We start from the raw sequence: 16,358 nt of genomic DNA, 5'->3' as shown, positions 1-16,358 counted from the left end.
CTTTTATAATTTAAATCTCGATACAACCTCCTGCAGTTCTTCCGCAAGCTTTGCAAGTGATCCTGCTGATGTTGATACTTCTTCCATTGTCGCGAGCTGTTCTTCTGTTGCGGCAGAAGTTTCCTGTGAAGCTGCTGCATTTTTTTCTGAAATGTCCTGCACATTTGTCATGACTTCAATGATCTGGCTGGTTAAGGCAGTCAGTTCCTCCACTGAGGATGAAACTTCCTCGACTTTATATGTTACATTACCCATTGAATCGGCGATTTCGGCAAAAGCAGCACTTGCTTCCATCGTGTCTTCAAGGCCTTCTTTTACCTGGTCATTCCCTTTCTCCATTGCCTGAACGGCCTGCTTTGTTTCTTCCTGAACAAGTCCGATCATTTGCTGAATCTGAACAGCAGATTGTTTGGAACCCTCTGCCAGTTTGCGGACTTCATCTGCGACAACCGAAAAGCCCCTGCCATGCTCACCAGCCCTTGCAGCTTCAAGACCAAATAATAAAAGGACAGATAAAAACCCGAGGAACAGTTTTTTTGCCACAGATAATTTCATGACTTTCCTCTTTTCCAGATAAAATAGGATATTCTACTTATAATTTAACATGAACACACCTGGTAAGTCAGGTCCTTTTTACCTATCAGCTCATGTATTTACAGAAAATTCTCTTCCTTTCTCATTATTTGCATATAACAAAGAAAATGCCGCTAATCCGGCTGGCAGATTAGCGGCGACTATGCAGACCAAAGATCCTTAGGGAGGAGATCTTCTATATTATTGTATTAAGAGGGACTAAAAAGGTGTGGACAAACCCCTCCGCTTTTTGCTTATTTTTTCAGCAATTTATTCTGTCAATGCAAGAGTGGTTTAAAAACAAGACAGGCACCTTACCGGAAACCTGGTATAGGTGCATGCTGCCATCATACTGCTTTCTTCAGTAATCCTTCATATTTTTTTGCTGTTCTGATTTCAATCGTTAAAACACCATTTCCAAAGTTTGCTTTTACAAGAAGAGGGATGCCCGTAGTATTTTCAAATCTGAAGTCTTTTCCTCCATAGGACACGGTTGCATCCCTGCCCTTAGGGACATAGCCCACCGTCACGGAATGGTGGTGTTTTTCGACATAGCTGACCCCGACTTTATCGACGGCATTGAAAAGTGTGGAGGATGTTTGGCAAATACCGCCGCCAATGCCCATCACGAGCTTGCCATTAATGGCTTCTTCAGCAGGCTGATATCCATGAGCTTCATCACTGGGACCCACAGTTGTATTAAAAGAAAAATGATCTCCGACACCTAGAATAATATTATTGATGGCTTCTGCAGAGAGTTCAATATTTTTTGTTCTGCCTGCCACACCACTGTTAAAACGGGTTGTATATGACGCAACGACCACTTCACCCAGATAGGGTACATCTGCAGGGTCATATCCACTTTCAGATACATAGAGCGGCAGTTCGACATCGCCTCCGCTTACAGACGAATCAATAATCCTCTGCACCAATTCACTTTCTTCAAGGATAATTTCAGGCTGCCCCTTAATAATTTTCCCATCCGGACCTAATTTATCAAGGGTCATTCTTTGATCATACCCTTGCTTTGCATCCGTGCCCCGTGCTATTTCTTTAGCCCATTGGGCAAGTTCTGCCTTATATTTTTCATCTTCACCTCCAAAGCCCATCTCAGCAGGGCTGAAGGTTTTAAGTACTGCTTTTGTATTGGGATCGATCACATTGACCACAACCGGTTTTACTTCTTCCTTCTTTTCTTCCTCTTTGGCCTGCTCCTCTGCTTTTGCCTCCTCTTTGGACTTTTCTTCATCTTCTTTAGCCTTTTCCGCTGTCTTTTTCTCCAGCTCATTATCGCCGGCAACTTTACCTGAACACCCGGCTAATCCTATGAAACAGACAATCAACAAAAGTGATATTCCCCATTTTCGCTTACTCATTTTTCCCCCAGCTTTTTAAATATTAGCTTCCTCTCTCTATTTAGGAAACTGTTTCCATTTTCTAATTGTATTCACCGGCGATATGAGGTATTCCTGCATTGCTGCAAGTTAAGTTGTACCTTTTTTACTATTTAAAAACGCCTGCGGGTTGCAGACGTTTTACAAGCTATTATACTCCTCCGCAGCCGGACGGATTTTCCCGTTCTTTTTCATGAGAATTAACTTCACTTTCTGAAACAGATTCTAAACCATAGCCTGTTGAACTGATTTCAAGCACTTCTTCAGCCGTTTCAACTTTTGATTTTTCATTTTCATCTTTGTCCCATTTCATGCTAAAACCTCCCTATTTCTTACTTAACCTTTTATCCCATGAAGCCATTCACTATAACATTCTTTGCAGAGGATTTCTTCCCGTTCATTTTCTGCCATATCAAACGAAATCAAATGCATTTGTTTGTCCGTGATCTCTTTCGTACAATAAAAACACGTTTCTCTCATGAATAATCCTCCCTATTTGAAAGTGTTTTTATTTTGGGATCAGTGGTGCTTATTTATTCATGAAAAGTACCAGGCACCTATACCATGTTGTTAAAGCGGTATAGGTGCCTGGCGCCATTTTATGAGAAGTTAGCTGCTGCCGGATCTTCGGTTTTGGCAGATCCTTTTGGCTTATCTTCAAAGATTGGGCTTGATGCAGGCTTTGTGATAAGGGAGATACCAACTAATGATATGGTCGAGATGATCATAGCAATCGCCCCTGTATCAAGTGCTGGAACATAAATTCCTTTTACTTTCAGAATGTATAGACCAAGGCTGGAGATGAACCCTAAAGCAGATGAACAAATAGCAGCTGTCTTCGTTGCACGCCTCCACAATAGGCCGATGCTTAATACAGGCAGCAATGATGCTGAGAAGATACCCCATGATGCATTGCCCAGCCAGCCAACGAGATCAGGGGGATTTAGGGAAAGCAGGAATGTGACAGCTATAATCGCAAGAGTGAACCATCTGGATAGCGCCAATTCCTTTTTCTCAGACAATTTTTCACCTTTCTTAATGATCTGCTGGTAGATGTCCCTTACAATCGATGAACTCGCGACTAGAAGAAATGCTTCGCTAGTCGACATGATCGCTGCCATGACAGCAGCAAATATGATTCCTGCAACAACAGGCGGGAAAAAGTTTTCGATAAACATCGGCGCCACCATATCAGGAGTTGCCGGTGCTGCCATTTCTCCGCGATTTACCATTACTCGTGTATAAAGGCCAACAAACCACAATAAAGCTGTTATCGCGTAAGTTGAAGCCGCAATAATACAAGCCCACTTTAGCATGGAAATTTTTCTGATCATATAGAATTTGGTTACAACATGCGGCTGACCCTGATGACCGATTACGTAAATAAAGAAATAGGATATGAAAGCAAAAATTCCGATTGGGCCTGTAGTATGGAAGGCCTGAACCATATCAGGATTAATAGCTGTCAGCTCAGCATTCATTTGGGACATGCCGCCAACCATTTTCATTCCGCCTATAAAAACAATTAAAGCGCCCGCAATCATGACAATCATTTGAATAAAGTCTGTCCAGACGGCACTGATCATTCCTCCGCCGACAACATATACCGTTAAAATGGCCACTCCTATAAATAAAGCAAGCTTATAATCAACCCCTAATACGGTTTCAAGCATATTGCCCAATGCTTTATATTGAGCCATCTGATAGCCAATTGCTCCGCCAAGGATGGCAAGTGCAGTAATGCCCCGCACAGTTTTGCTGTTATAGCGGATTTCCAATAAGTCCGGAATGGTCAGTGCGCCAAATTTTTGTGTAATTCTCCTCATCGGCTTTGCCAATATCAAGAAGCTTACAAAGATTCCGGCAGTGGCAAAAATACCGATCATAAAAATGGCATAGCCATGCTCATATACCAGCCCGGTCAGTCCAATAAAACCGTAACCTGACATGGTTGTGGAAGAAACAGCCAAAGCGACCAGCCACGGGCCAAATCTCCGCCCCCCGGTATAGAAGGTGTCCATGTCTTTTTGGTGTCTCATGGATAATAACCCGATAACGAGTATGACAAGAAGATAAATAATTCCGATGGCCAATATCATAAAGCATCCTCCTCTTCCCCTGAATTTTTAAATGCCAATACTCCCCATATACCTGCGGCTGCCAATGACAGCGGCCAAAAACCAAATAACATAAAAGTCATTAATGGCGATAATCCAAACATACCAATACCTCCTATTCTTTTAGCTACTGATCAGTAAATTTAGGATCCCTTTTTTGAATAAAAGCACCGACACCTTCTTTTACATCTTCAGTTTGAAATACCTGTCCAAAATATTCAGCCTCGGTGATTAGTGCAATCTCAAGTTTTTGCTCATAACCTTTATCGATCGATCGTTTGGCAAAAGTAAGTGCTGGCAAAGAATGTGCACTGATTGACTCAGCAAGATCCAGAGCCATTTCAAGCGACTTTCCTTTTGGGGCAATACGGTTAATTAACCCTATCCTCCAGGCCTCCTGTGCAGATATCGGCTCACCAATGAAGATCAGCTCTTTGGCTTTTGATTTACCAACAAGACGTGAAAGCCGCTGAGTTCCTCCCGCACCTGGAAATAAGCCAAGCTTTATTTCAGGCAGCCCAATTTTTATGTGCTCCTCTCCTATCCGGATGTCACAGCTTAAAGCCAATTCACAACCGCCGCCCAAAGCAAACCCATTGATGGCAGCAATCGTTGGCTGAGGCAGCCTTTCAAGTTTATTTAAGGGTTCCTGCAGCCAAAGAGACTTTTCTTTTGCGAATTCAATTCCTTTTCCCATCCAATCCGGAAAGCCTTTTATGTCGCCTCCGGCGACAAAAGCCCTTTCTCCAGCCCCTGTTATGATTACAGCCTTAATATTGGAATCGCTTTCAATCTTATCTGCTGTATGTGACAATAACTCAATTACTTCGGCACTCAGAACATTTAATGGCGGATTAGCAATCTTAATAATGGCAATATTACTTTGAACTGACCAGGAAACAGCTTTTGTCTTTTCCAAATCTGTCCCTCCTTCATGAGCTATATTGTTCTCTGAGCATGAACTTTTGAACTTTACCGGATGGTGTGCGGGGCAGTTTCTCTGTAAAGATGACTTTCCTCGGTTTTTTGTAACTCGCAAGATACTTTTTGCAGTGGTTGATAACCTCTTCTTCTGTAAGAATACAGCCATCCTTCCTGACTATGACTGCACAAACAGCTTCAATATATTTCGGATCAGGGACACCGATAATGGATACTTCTTTCACTCCCTCAAGCCGGTACAGGACATCTTCAATTTCAGCAGCGTACACATTTTCTCCACCGCTTCGGATCATATCTTTTTTCCTTCCAGCAATGGATAAATATCCATCCTCATCCAGCCCTCCTAAATCACCTGTTCTGCACCATCCACCTGTAAATGTCTCTTTGGTGGCTTCCGGCTTTCGCCAATAGCCAGCTGACACTGCAGGGCTTTTGATCACAATTTCTCCAATTTCCCCTGGAGGAAGAGGCCTTCTATTTTGATCAATAATCTGGATTTCAGTCAATGGCAATGGCCTACCTACCGTCTCGCCTTTTTTACAGGCATCTTCTGGATCCAGACAGGCCGCAATCGGCGTACCTTCTGTAAGTCCATAAACCTGAACCACCCCGATATGAGGAAAATTCACTTTTAATTTTTCAATAGCCCAAGGCATTAAAGGGTCTCCGCCTGTATAAATAGTTTTTAAATGTGTAAATCTAAAATCGGATAATGAAGACAGGTTAAGCATTTCATAAATCATAAACGGAAAGAGAAAACAGTCGGTGACTGATTCCTTTTCAATCACTGCCAGGATCCTGTTTATTTCAAAACCTTTGCTGCCGGTTATCACTACGGTACCGCCCATCATTAAAATAGGAAGCGCGATATCTTCCATCGCTCCCACATGATAGAGCGGTCCTGTTGTCATTCCAATTTCCTTGCCATTAAAATTCCATTTAAGCGCCTGCATGACAGAAAACCAATAAGTCGTTTCGTGTGTCCAGATGGCTCCTTTCGGTCTCCCGGTAGTCCCGGACGTATACATTAGCATTAAGGGATCGCTTAATCCTATGGAATCTGTATTGATTTCATCCTCGGCGCCCCCATCCAGTAAATCCCAGCCTTGAGCCCATGCAGGCTTTGATTCATCCTTATCCGCTAGACAAAGATATCTTTCCACTCCTACATGTTTACGGATGTCTTCAAGCTGAGGAGTTAGCTTTGAATGAAAACATAGTATTTTTGTACCAGAATCATTTAAGGCATACTCAAATTCATTGCTGGTCAGCCGGAAGTTTAGACGGACAGCAATAGCCCCGATTTTCGCAGCTGCAAAATACAGCGCGAAATATTCAAGACAGTTATAAAGCAGTATACCTACACGCTCGCCTTTTTTGACGCCAAGTTCCTTAAGCTTATTTGCATAGGAGTTTGAAGTCCGATGAAGACAGTCGTATGTCCATTTCCTGCCTGTTTCTTCTTTTATTGCTACTTTCATAGGGTTTTCACTATTGAAATCAAGTGCCATCTTCCGTGTAAAATGTCCAAGATCCAAAAAAATCTTCCTCCTTCACTAATATAAGCGTATACATTTTATATAAAGGCTTTCCTGCTAAAAATCTATTGCAAGTTTTGTGCCAGTTTGAAAATACTTTAGATAATAGTTTTACAGCCAGATAAGCAGATTATTTTTCCGACTTTTCAGAAAGTAAATTACATATTCTTGTATTTAGCTATGTAATGCTACTAGGAAGAAAACAAAAATCCGGGATTTCGGATTGAATTCCGAGTTCCCGGATTTTTGGCATTATGAGGTAATATTATATTTTTTTATTTTATCGTAAATAGTAGAATTGCCTATTCCCAATGATTCGGCAGCTTTATTTTTGTCCTGGCTGTATTTTTTTAAGGCTGTTTCGATAGCATTCTTTTCAGTTTCCTCCAAAAGAAGTTTTAAATTTTTGATTACTGATTTCTCTTTCCCGCCTTTTAAATAATCAGGAAGTTCTTCCAGTCCAATTGTTTCGCTATCCGTTAAATGGACACTGGCTTCCAGAACATTCTCTAATTCACGGATATTCCCCGGCCAGTCATATTGTTTAATCAGTGCAGCTGCTTTTGGACTTGTTCCTGTCACCCTCTTGCCTATCCGCTTTGACGCTTTCCTTAAAAAGTGTTCAGTCAGGAGGGGCAAATCAGATCTTCTCGATCTTAAAGGCGGTATAAATAACTGAACTGCATTAATCCTGTAAAACAAGTCTTCCCGGAATAAATGATCATTGATCATTTTTTCAAGTGGACGATTTGTTGCGGCAATAACACGCACATTCACTTTTTTAGGCTGCAGGGCTCCTATAGGCTCAAATTCCCTTTCCTGCAGAACTCGTAAAAGTTTCACCTGCATATGTAAAGGCATGTCCCCTACTTCATCAAGGAAAATGGTTCCCCCATCAGCCAAATGGAATTTTCCTATCTTACCGCCTTTTCTTGCGCCTGTGAATGCACCATCCTCATAGCCGAACAGCTCAGATTCCAATAAATGCTCAGGTATGGAACCGCAATTTACTTTTACAAAAGGTTTGTCGCTTCTTTCACTCAGCTGGTGAATGCTTTGTGCCAGGATCTCCTTTCCTGTACCGCTCTCCCCCCTCAATAGTATGGAGATATCCCCTCTTGAAATGCGCATGACCCTTTCCTTTAGATCTATAATCTCCTCTGTTTCCCCTATCAAATCATGAAGAGAATATCTTAATCCATTTGATTCATTCCACTCGCTTCGATAATAATTAAGCTCGGATAATACCCCTTTTATATGACTGTTCAATTTCTTCCATTCATCCAAATCACGAAAAATTATCGTCCCGACTGCTCCGATAATTTGATTATTTTCGATAATCGGAATTCGATTTGCGATAACAAAATCGCCCTGCAGAAATTGCAGATCAGCAAAATCTTGCTTTCCTGTTTGTGCAACCAGGTGCATTTTGGTATTTTCAATCACCTCTGTGGCATGCCTGCCAATTACCTCGTCTCTCTGGACATCTAGAAAATCACAATAATTATTGCTCATATATTGTATGATTCCTTCAGTGTCCACGATCACAATCCCATAATATGTACATTCAAAAATTAAATCCAGCAAATGATTATTTATGAAAAGTGCTGTATTTTTCATAATAAATCTCCTTTTTATGTACTCATTAGACATATTTTAGCATAAAAGGGCCAACTAAAAGCTGAAAATTCTAATAATTAAAACAGGGTCGATTTTAATTTATTAATCCCTACTTGACTAATCGGATAAATATGAATTAAAATAAAACTAACAAAAGGGAGGGTTCATTACATGCCATTAAACAGAGAAACGTTAATCAGCAAATTATTATCTCTATCTAAATTCCAGCATAATCATAGCTTGTTCAATTTAAGTGACCGAAAGCTGGAAGCTCTGTATCTGGATCATATTCTTTTTTCACCTCACCCTCACAGCGGACATCAATCAATCAAATTAGTTGGAAAAAATAGATAATAAGAAAGCCTGCTAATGCTCAGAATGCATAGCAGGCTTTTTCATAAAACCATAAAAAAAAGGGAATCCTAAGATTCCCCCTCTTCTAACTAATTTTTTGCTAATTTAGACACCATATTCTCCTGCTTTGGCTCTTCAACCGGGTCTTCCATTGGTATTGCACGTTTAATGAAGAAGGCCAGAACCAGTGCAGCTGCTGCGATGAAGGTTGCTACGAAGAAAGCATCGTTGATTCCCTCAAGCATGGCTTTCATTAAAACTTGCTGCTGCATTTCCGCCACAGCGGCTTCAGTCATTTGGCCGCCATTAGCCATAGCCCCGCCTTTCATCGCTTCTTTCGCGATTTCAGCAGCATGCGTTTCCGTCCTTGTTGACATAACTGTTACCAATAAGGCTGTACCAATGGCTCCTGCCACCTGGTTCAGCGTGTTGTTCATTGCTGTTCCATGAGGATAAAGTCTTCTTGGCAGCTGGTTCAAGCCATTCGTAGAAACTGGCATCATGACCATGGACATCCCAAACATCCTGATTGAGTTCAGAATTATCAGCTGTGTATAAGTTGTTTCCAGAGTCAGCCTGCTGAATGCATAAGTAGTTCCCACTGTAATGGCTAACCCAATGATCGCCAGTATCCGGCCGCCGATTTTATCGAACAGCTTTCCTGTTAATGGCGACATCACGGCCATAACAATGGCACCTGGAAGCATCATCAATCCTGCATCCAGCGGTGAAATTCCCCTTAGTGTCTGAACATAAATCGGAATCAGAATCATCCCGGAGAACAGCGCCATATTTACGGTCATGCTGATGGCTGATGACAAGGCAAACATCGGGTACTTATATACCCCAAAGTTGAGCATTGGACGATCAGATTTCGATTGTTTTAGGATAAACCATACTAAGCTGATGACACCTACAGCAATTGTCAAATATACATGAGGGCTATCCCAGCCTTTGTTCCCTGCAGAACTGAATCCATAAAGTATTCCGCCAAACCCTACACTTGATAGAATTAGGGAAAACAGGTCCAGACGAATATTCACTTTTTCCTTTTTGTCCTTTAGCATGACGGCACCAAGCACTAGTATGACACCGGCAATTGGTGAAAGGAAGTGGAATAGCATTCTCCAATCATAATGTTCAATAATCCATCCGGAAAGAGTAGGCCCAATAGCAGGGGCAAACATTAAGATCAGGCCAAATACACCCATGGCTGCTCCGCGTTTTTCCACCGGAAAGCTGATCAGCATAACATTCATTAACAAAGGCATCATGATTGCCGATCCCGATGCCTGCAGCATTCTGCCTGCCAGCAATACCGGGAATGCATGAGCAACACCCGCTACAAGCGTACCAATTGTAAATAGCCCCATTGCCACAATAAATAACCTGCGGACTGTATATTTTTCAATTAAAAAGGCAGTAGCCGGGATCAAAATACCATTTACCAGCATAAAGCCGGTAGTCAGCCACTGCACTGTTGCCGCTTCAATTTCTAAATCTGCCATAATAGATGGCAAGGCAATATTTAACAATGTATTATTCAAAAAGGCAATAAATGCCCCAATCATTAAAACAGCCAGAATCCCATAGGGCGGTCGATCTGTTTTATTATTTATTGCTTGTTCCATTTGCATTTTTCCTCCTGTACTATCAGTTCATTCTTTTATACTTGCGTTACACACAAACCATATAATATACCATGAGTACAATTTTTGCAACAAAAAAATCCTTGTTAAATAGAGGGTTTGTGAAAAGTCTTAGAATGATGTACTATTAAATTATACACACAGTTCAAATAAAATGACAGGTGATAATAAATGAATGACAGGAAACTGCATGTAATAGAAAAAGCACATCAATTATTCCTGGATAAAGGGTTTCAAGCTACCTCCATTCAGGATATTTTAGAATACAGCGGGATCTCTAAAGGAACCTTCTATAATTATTTTTCCTCAAAAAATGAGCTGCTTATGTCCATTTTTAAAACATTGCATAAAAAAATGGAGGATGAACGCAATAAGCTCCTTATTGGCCAGGATCCAAGCAGCTTAGAAGTATTCACACAGCAGATAGAATTACAAATGAATATGAATCGGACGAATAAATTGGTTGCCCTTTTTGAAGAAGTGCTTGTTTCAAATGATCCTGAACTCAAGCAGTTCATTAAAGAAGGCCAGCTTAGAATGGTGGATTGGATTTTCAACCGGTTTATTGAAATTTTTGGTGAAGACAAGAAACCCTATTTGCTGGACTGCGCTGTGATGTTCCTTGGAATCCTCCATCATAACGTAAAATACTATACAAAATTCTTTGAGTTCTCTTCAAGCATTAATCCTGTGGTCCGTTATAGTGTAGAAAGAATCAGGAAGGTCGTTGAAGAGGTCAGTTCTGCCGATGAATACCTGCTGAAGCCTGAACTGATTGAAAACAGATTTAAGCAGACAGATCATAGAAATGTGCATATTCTTTGCAAATCCATTTTGACTTTAAAAAAGTCCATACAGCAGGAATCTCAGAACGATTGCATGGATCTTCTGGACTTTATTCAGGAAGAAATGGTTCATTCGAAAAAGCCAAGAAAATTTCTCATTGATAGCGCACTGAATACGTTGCGCAGCTGCATTTCCTTTTTGGATGCTAAAGAATTTGAGAATCTTGAAATGCTTGTTTCTGCCTGTTTTAAACAGCCGGAAGAAGAACCCGTGTAATTAAAAATGCCTTCCTCCTTCTTCAGGAAGGCTTTTTTTAGCTATTCCCCGTCTATTCATTCATAATCCTTCCAAAAACGGTAACACTACACATAATGCCGAAACAAACTGGTGATTTGTGTATGAAAAAAGAGTTAAAAAAGAAGAAGAATATATCCGAGTATGAATTTGTCGAGCTGGAAAAGTCCTTTTCACGATCTCACGATTTCCAAAAGGTAAATTATAGCAATAGGCAAACAGGTCTTTGTTTTTCTTTTATTTATTTCAAAACACTGACTGACCAAAAAATGATCACCAAGAGTTTGCTTCCTCAGCTTCTTCAGGGTGAGTTCAACAAGATCGATGATTTGAAAAAGCTTTTGCCATCGGCAAGCATACAAATTTGTGAGGAACTTTCAAAAGCAGAACATTTGCTTTTAAATGGCTATGTGATGGTTACAGTAGAAGCAGAAAAGCAAAAAGCGGCTTTTATGGCTGCTAAATGTTCATATGTAAGGGAGCTGACGCATCCGGAAGTCGAGCAAACGGTTATTGGACCGAAGGAAGCTTTTGTCGAGTCTTTAGACAATAATTTAAATTTAATCCGCAAACGGCTGCCCGTCTCTGAACTGATCATTGAGGAATATATAATCGGAAGCATATCCAGAACAGTGGTGGCCGTTCTCTATATTGAGGGAATCACGAATGCAGATTATGTCAGCATGGTTAAAGAAAGAATTGAAAATATCGATTTTGATGAAATCACTGACAGTTCTTATATTGGACAGCTCATTTCTGATAATAAGAACTCTCCTTTCCCTCAGCTGCTGGATACAGAAAGACCGGACAGGGCAGCCGCTGTCCTTGCAGAAGGAAAAATCGTGATCGCCATAGATGGGTCACCGCATGTGCTGATTACCCCTACAACGTTTTCTGAATTCTTCAGTTCCTTTGAAGATTATTTTTTAAATTGGACTATCGCTTCTTTTGCAAGAATATTGCGGGCCTTTTCTGTTATATTTTCCATACAGATCACGTCCATTTATGTTGCAACGCTTACTTATCATATGGAGCTTATCCCCACGGATTTGTTAGGTACACTGGTGACTTCAAGACAGCATATTCCCCTGCCGCCTTTCTATGAAGCTTTAATGCTTGAACTGGTAATTGAGCTTTTAAGAGAAGCTGGAGCCAGACTGCCCACGAAAGTCGGGCAGACAATCGGTATCGTAGGAGGGATTGTCATTGGAACTGCATCTGTACAGGCAGGACTGACAAGTAATGTCTTGTTAATTATTATCGCATTGGCAGCTCTTGCCTCTTTTACAACACCTGTTTACAAGATGAATAATACGATTCGATTTCTAAGATTTCCGTTTTTAATTTTCGCCAATTTATGGGGTTTTGTAGGTGTGTTGTTCTGTTCCTGCATCTTGCTGACGCATATGATCAGGCTTACCTCTCTCGGAAGACCGTTTTTGGAGCCGTTTTACCCGCCAAGATACCGGGACTTGAAAGATTCATTTCTCAGATTTCCGTTTCAGCCTTTAAGGCCGGTGTATTTAAGAACTCAGAATCCGCATCGGTTTCAGCCCCCTCAGAAATCAAAAGTTAAGAGAGATATTGATGAATAACAGCCTGGCTAAAAGCGCCAGGCTGTTATTCAGTTTTCTTTGATTTGTCTTCCCAAGGTTCAAAGGAAAATGGAATCCCGATCATTTTTGCCGTCATCTCATCATAGGACACAAGATCTTTCTTGGACAGTTCTTTTAAAGTCTTTTTCCCCATGGCTCGCAAAGCCATTTTGATTTCCTCCGTGCTCGCGGTTAAAAACTTTTCTGCAGATTTTGTCCCATCTTCGATTTTAAAGGTATCCTTGAATTTACCTTCGTTCCACACAGATTGTGTTGGCGGTTCAAAAGGCAGCGAATTCAAAGTCTGCTTATGGGAAACAGTAAACAGCATAACAGATCCAAGGTAGACAGCATCAGCGCCAAGAGCGAGGACTTTTAAAAAGTGTCCTGGTGTGAAGAGGCCGCCTGATACAATTAAGCTGATTTCCCCCTTCTTTTTTCGTTTTTCAAGGTGATTGGATGCACGGATGAGAGCATGTAAAGTTGGAATCCCAAAATCATCTGACAATAAAGGCGGCGCACCGACAGATGCTCCCTGGCCCCCATCAACTGCTATAAAATCAACGCCCATTTCGATTAAATGGTCAATGTCTTCTTCTATTTTTCCTCCTGCCCCTATTTTTGCACCAATTGGAACACCTCCGGTCATACTGCGGAGTTCATCCACCAGTTCCTTTAAATCCTTCAATGTCTGTTTATCAAAAAAGTGTTCCATTATATGCGCAGTTTCATTTTCCTTTAAGCCCATTACTTCCCTTGCACGGCCGGTTAAATTTTCAGGAGATATGTTTCCTCCCATCCCCATTACAGCTCCCTGCCCCAGCTTAATTTCAATCATGTCGGCACGTTTGATGGTTTTTTCTTCCTTCCCCCATTCGGTTTTCGAGAACTGAAGGATATACTTTCCTGCACTTTCAAGCTCTTCGGGAAGGATTCCTCCTTCACCGGAATTGACAGCCGTACCTGTATTCTTGGCAGCTGTTGCCAGCGCAATTTTCACTTGCTCACTCAATGCTATTCCATAGGCCATTCCACTAATCATCAGGGGTATTTTGATTTTCATTGGTTTTTTCGCTTTTGGCCCGATTGTCACCTTCACATCAACATCTTCATCCCCGTCAATCGGAAAGGGCGAAGTCTGTGCAGGAATAAAGGTAATCTCATCGAAATGAGGCCATTTTTTCGAAGAGCCAAATGGGCGGTGCAGGACATCACCCGTTTCGGCTCGCAGGTTATTTTCAAGTGCATTTTGAATGCCCATATGCTTGAAACCAGGGATCAGCTCAATGAGATTTTCCTGGTAGCTGTCTGTCATAATTATTTTCCCTGCCTGCTTAACGAGCCGCTTCATGATCCAGCGCCAGCCGATCAACATTAAAATTAAAAAGATAAATAATATAAAAATCATAGCCAGAGTTGCAATCAATAATATATTTGTCATACGTTTTCTCCAAAAGATCTTTTAGCCTCCATTATTTCCATTGGAAGGGAATTTAACCTATGACTTCTCGGTTTTTGGAATAATCATTAAGCGGGAAGTAAATTCTATGAAAAATTAGTAAAATGAGGTGAAGTGATGGACAACCGCGATACTATTCAGCCGGATAATATGGATGAACAGAATCAAGTTAAAGGAAGTCTTCTTGAATCTATGATGGAGCCTATGGACCAGCTTTCCAAGATTCCTCCTGAGAAGACAGACCGGAGAACCAGTGATGAAGAGATGAATTAACCAATGCAGAAAGCCAGCATGATTGATGCCGGCTTTCATTTTTGATAAGGAGTATCCTGATAGAAGTAATTAGGCGTTTTTACTTCATTAATATACTGTTTATGAAAAATGTGTGTAGCTGCAGGGGATACGGGCGGGATCAGCCAGGTCCAGTCACCGGTCAGATCCCTTCCCTGGCCCTTTTCGTTTTCTTCAAATTTCTTGAACTGCTGTGCAGCAGTATGATGGTCTACTATGCTGACACCTTCTTTTTTAAATGAATGCAATACAGCTGCATTCAATTCCACCAGTGCCCGATCCTTCCAAAGCGAAGAATGCGACCTGGTATCCAGCCCCAATAATGAGGCAATCTGCGGGAGCACGTCATAACGAAAATCGTCTGCCAGGTTTCGCGCACCAATTTCAGTACCCATATACCAGCCATTAAAAGGGGCTGCTTTGTAGGAAATGCCCCCAATTTCCAGCTTCATATCCGATATCATCGGGACTGCGTACCATTTCAAGCCGAGGTCACTGAACCAATTATATTCTGGATGCACAATCGCGACTTCGAGAATCAGCTCTTCAGGTATTTCCCTTAATCGGGGCTGCTGATTGTACATTTGAACAACTAATGGCAGCACATCAAATTTGCCGTACTTCGGCTCCCAGCCCAATTTCACGCATTGTTTAGTAAAAGGGATGGAGTGGGGATCGCCAATAATCCCATCCGCAGTCTCATAGCCAGCATACCGGATTAGCTGATGGTTCCAAATTCTGATTTTCTGTTCGGAAGTGTCAGGAGAGAAGATGGTGATGGCCGGACGAAGCCTGCCATTGTTAGTGGCAAATTGTATATGTTCAAACAGAGCAGAAAATACTTCATCCGCTTCTTTCGCCTCCCGCTTATCCAAAACTTTTAGATGATCCCAGAACAGTCTCCCTATACAGCGATTGCTATTTCGCCAGGCAGCTTTGGCACCAAATTCCAATTCTTCATAAGTATGTTCATAAACTCCGTGCTCTGCAATTGAATATTCGATTTCCCTTAGTCTGTTGCTTAGTTCAGCAGGACTTCTATTCTGTTCACTATAAAACATTTTTATAAATTCTGCTGCTTTTTCAAATAAGTCCTTTTTCAAAGATAAATCCTCCCAGAATAGACTATTGGTTAATGATAGCATAGGGAAGGTTGGGGAGAAAGAAATGATGTTCTGGGGTTTGCCGGATCGTCTAAGGATGTTGGTTTAGAGTGGACTTGGCAAAATTATCTTTCTGATTAACATCCGTTATTAAAGAGGGGTTTCTTTTTCGTCGTTATTCATTTCGATTAGCTCTCATTTTTTGAGTAGAGGTTTCTTTTTTGTCGTTATTCACTTCGATTAGCTCCCATTTTTTGAGTAGAGATTTCTTTTTCGTCGTTATTCATTTCGATTAGCTCCCATTTTTTGAGTAGAGGTTTCTTTTTCGTCGTTATTCACTTCGATTAGCTCCCATTTTTTGAGTAGAGATTTCTTTTTCGTCGTTATTCATTTCGATTACCTCTCATTTTTTGAGTAGAGGTTTCTTTTTCGTCGTTATTCATTTCGATTAGCTCCCATTTTTTGAGTAGAGGTTTCTTTTTCGTCGTTATTCACTTCGATTAGCTCCCATTTTTTGAGTAGAGATTTCTTTTTCGTCGTTATTCATTTCGATTAGCTCTCATTTTTTGAGAGAGGTTTCTTTTTCGCCATCCTTAGAGTAAAGGGTTCCGTTTAGAACTGCTTTTTAAAAAACCTGCACCGA

At 41.1% G+C, this 16,358-nt stretch carries 16 protein-coding genes; 4 read left to right on the top strand and 12 right to left on the bottom strand.

The annotated features are described in order from the left end of the window. Window positions 1-3: 3 nt before the first annotated feature. The 9 genes from A361_RS11680 to A361_RS11655 form a co-directional block, all read right to left on the bottom strand. Complete coding sequence (locus tag A361_RS11680) at window positions 4-555, bottom strand: methyl-accepting chemotaxis protein (protein ID WP_019382456.1); 552 nt, start codon at window positions 553-555, stop codon at window positions 4-6. 365 nt (window positions 556-920) lie between these two features. After that, window positions 921-1,949, bottom strand: a complete 1,029-nt coding sequence (locus A361_RS11675) for a VanW family protein (protein WP_019382457.1) — start codon at window positions 1,947-1,949, stop codon at window positions 921-923. A gap of 169 nt (window positions 1,950-2,118) precedes the next feature. Beyond that, window positions 2,119-2,280: a hypothetical protein gene (locus tag A361_RS30460; protein WP_019382458.1), complete on the bottom strand. Its 162-nt coding sequence runs from the start codon at window positions 2,278-2,280 to the stop codon at window positions 2,119-2,121. 23 nt (window positions 2,281-2,303) lie between these two features. Then, window positions 2,304-2,447, bottom strand: a complete 144-nt coding sequence (locus tag A361_RS30455; RefSeq protein WP_019382459.1) for a hypothetical protein — start codon at window positions 2,445-2,447, stop codon at window positions 2,304-2,306. A gap of 119 nt (window positions 2,448-2,566) precedes the next feature. Next, a complete protein-coding gene (locus A361_RS11670) occupies window positions 2,567-4,066 on the bottom strand; it encodes a sodium/proline symporter (RefSeq protein ID WP_019382460.1) in 1,500 nt (499 codons plus the stop codon). Next, a complete protein-coding gene (locus A361_RS31240) occupies window positions 4,063-4,188 on the bottom strand; it encodes a hypothetical protein (protein WP_019382461.1) in 126 nt (41 codons plus the stop codon). Before A361_RS31240 ends, A361_RS11670 begins: the two co-directional genes overlap by 4 nt. A gap of 23 nt (window positions 4,189-4,211) precedes the next feature. Continuing rightward, the gene (locus A361_RS11665; protein ID WP_019382462.1) at window positions 4,212-5,003 is read right to left on the bottom strand and encodes an enoyl-CoA hydratase; all 792 of its coding nucleotides are present in this window, start codon (window positions 5,001-5,003) and stop codon (window positions 4,212-4,214) included. Window positions 5,004-5,016: 13 nt separating this feature from the next. Beyond that, complete coding sequence (locus tag A361_RS11660; RefSeq protein ID WP_019382463.1) at window positions 5,017-6,564, bottom strand: AMP-binding protein; 1,548 nt, start codon at window positions 6,562-6,564, stop codon at window positions 5,017-5,019. Window positions 6,565-6,816: 252 nt separating this feature from the next. Further along, on the bottom strand, window positions 6,817-8,184 hold the full coding sequence (locus A361_RS11655) for a sigma-54 interaction domain-containing protein (RefSeq protein WP_019382464.1): 1,368 nt from the start codon (window positions 8,182-8,184) through the stop codon (window positions 6,817-6,819). Window positions 8,185-8,355: 171 nt separating this feature from the next. On the opposite strand from A361_RS11655, the gene A361_RS11650 reads away from it, so the two are divergent. After that, a complete protein-coding gene (locus tag A361_RS11650) occupies window positions 8,356-8,538 on the top strand; it encodes a hypothetical protein (RefSeq protein WP_009334884.1) in 183 nt (60 codons plus the stop codon). Between the two features lie 89 nt (window positions 8,539-8,627). Here A361_RS11650 and A361_RS11645 read toward each other — a convergent pair whose 3' ends face one another. After that, window positions 8,628-10,169, bottom strand: a complete 1,542-nt coding sequence (locus A361_RS11645) for a DHA2 family efflux MFS transporter permease subunit (protein WP_019382465.1) — start codon at window positions 10,167-10,169, stop codon at window positions 8,628-8,630. A 189-nt stretch (window positions 10,170-10,358) separates the two neighbouring features. Between A361_RS11645 and A361_RS11640 the strand changes: the two genes are divergently transcribed. After that, a complete protein-coding gene (locus tag A361_RS11640; protein ID WP_009334886.1) occupies window positions 10,359-11,249 on the top strand; it encodes a TetR/AcrR family transcriptional regulator in 891 nt (296 codons plus the stop codon). A 122-nt stretch (window positions 11,250-11,371) separates the two neighbouring features. Beyond that, a complete protein-coding gene (locus A361_RS11635) occupies window positions 11,372-12,862 on the top strand; it encodes a spore germination protein (RefSeq protein ID WP_019382466.1) in 1,491 nt (496 codons plus the stop codon). A 25-nt stretch (window positions 12,863-12,887) separates the two neighbouring features. On the opposite strand, the gene A361_RS11630 is transcribed toward A361_RS11635, so the two are convergent. Beyond that, entirely contained in the window at window positions 12,888-14,303 is a 1,416-nt protein-coding gene (locus A361_RS11630; protein ID WP_009334888.1) for an FMN-binding glutamate synthase family protein, read from the bottom strand. A gap of 135 nt (window positions 14,304-14,438) precedes the next feature. Between A361_RS11630 and A361_RS30450 the strand changes: the two genes are divergently transcribed. Continuing rightward, window positions 14,439-14,594: a hypothetical protein gene (locus A361_RS30450; RefSeq protein WP_009334889.1), complete on the top strand. Its 156-nt coding sequence runs from the start codon at window positions 14,439-14,441 to the stop codon at window positions 14,592-14,594. A gap of 35 nt (window positions 14,595-14,629) precedes the next feature. Here A361_RS30450 and A361_RS11625 read toward each other — a convergent pair whose 3' ends face one another. Continuing rightward, the gene (locus tag A361_RS11625; RefSeq protein WP_009334890.1) at window positions 14,630-15,715 is read right to left on the bottom strand and encodes a nitric oxide synthase oxygenase; all 1,086 of its coding nucleotides are present in this window, start codon (window positions 15,713-15,715) and stop codon (window positions 14,630-14,632) included. Window positions 15,716-16,358 lie beyond the last annotated feature (643 nt).

The sequence above is a fragment of the Cytobacillus oceanisediminis 2691 genome (assembly GCF_000294775.2).
GTDB classification, from domain to species: domain Bacteria; phylum Bacillota; class Bacilli; order Bacillales; family Cytobacillaceae; genus Cytobacillus; species Cytobacillus pseudoceanisediminis.
Note: the sequence above shows the minus strand (reverse complement) of the source record. Positions and strands in the feature narration are given on the sequence as shown.

What these genes read in the sequence shown, in the direction of transcription:
- A361_RS11680 (WP_019382456.1), bottom strand. Translation starts at nt 555, where the DNA reads ATGAAATTATCTGTGGCAAAAAAACTGTTCCTCGGGTTTTTATCTGTC.
- A361_RS11675 (WP_019382457.1), bottom strand. Translation starts at nt 1,949, where the DNA reads ATGAGTAAGCGAAAATGGGGAATATCACTTTTGTTGATTGTCTGTTTC.
- A361_RS30460 (WP_019382458.1), bottom strand. Translation starts at nt 2,280, where the DNA reads ATGAAATGGGACAAAGATGAAAATGAAAAATCAAAAGTTGAAACGGCT.
- A361_RS30455 (WP_019382459.1), bottom strand. Translation starts at nt 2,447, where the DNA reads ATGAGAGAAACGTGTTTTTATTGTACGAAAGAGATCACGGACAAACAA.
- A361_RS11670 (WP_019382460.1), bottom strand. Translation starts at nt 4,066, where the DNA reads ATGATATTGGCCATCGGAATTATTTATCTTCTTGTCATACTCGTTATC.
- A361_RS31240 (WP_019382461.1), bottom strand. Translation starts at nt 4,188, where the DNA reads ATGTTTGGATTATCGCCATTAATGACTTTTATGTTATTTGGTTTTTGG.
- A361_RS11655 (WP_019382464.1), bottom strand. Translation starts at nt 8,184, where the DNA reads ATGAAAAATACAGCACTTTTCATAAATAATCATTTGCTGGATTTAATT.
- A361_RS11650 (WP_009334884.1), top strand. Translation starts at nt 8,356, where the DNA reads ATGCCATTAAACAGAGAAACGTTAATCAGCAAATTATTATCTCTATCT.
- A361_RS11645 (WP_019382465.1), bottom strand. Translation starts at nt 10,169, where the DNA reads ATGGAACAAGCAATAAATAATAAAACAGATCGACCGCCCTATGGGATT.
- A361_RS11640 (WP_009334886.1), top strand. Translation starts at nt 10,359, where the DNA reads ATGAATGACAGGAAACTGCATGTAATAGAAAAAGCACATCAATTATTC.
- A361_RS11635 (WP_019382466.1), top strand. Translation starts at nt 11,372, where the DNA reads ATGAAAAAAGAGTTAAAAAAGAAGAAGAATATATCCGAGTATGAATTT.
- A361_RS11630 (WP_009334888.1), bottom strand. Translation starts at nt 14,303, where the DNA reads ATGACAAATATATTATTGATTGCAACTCTGGCTATGATTTTTATATTA.
- A361_RS30450 (WP_009334889.1), top strand. Translation starts at nt 14,439, where the DNA reads ATGGACAACCGCGATACTATTCAGCCGGATAATATGGATGAACAGAAT.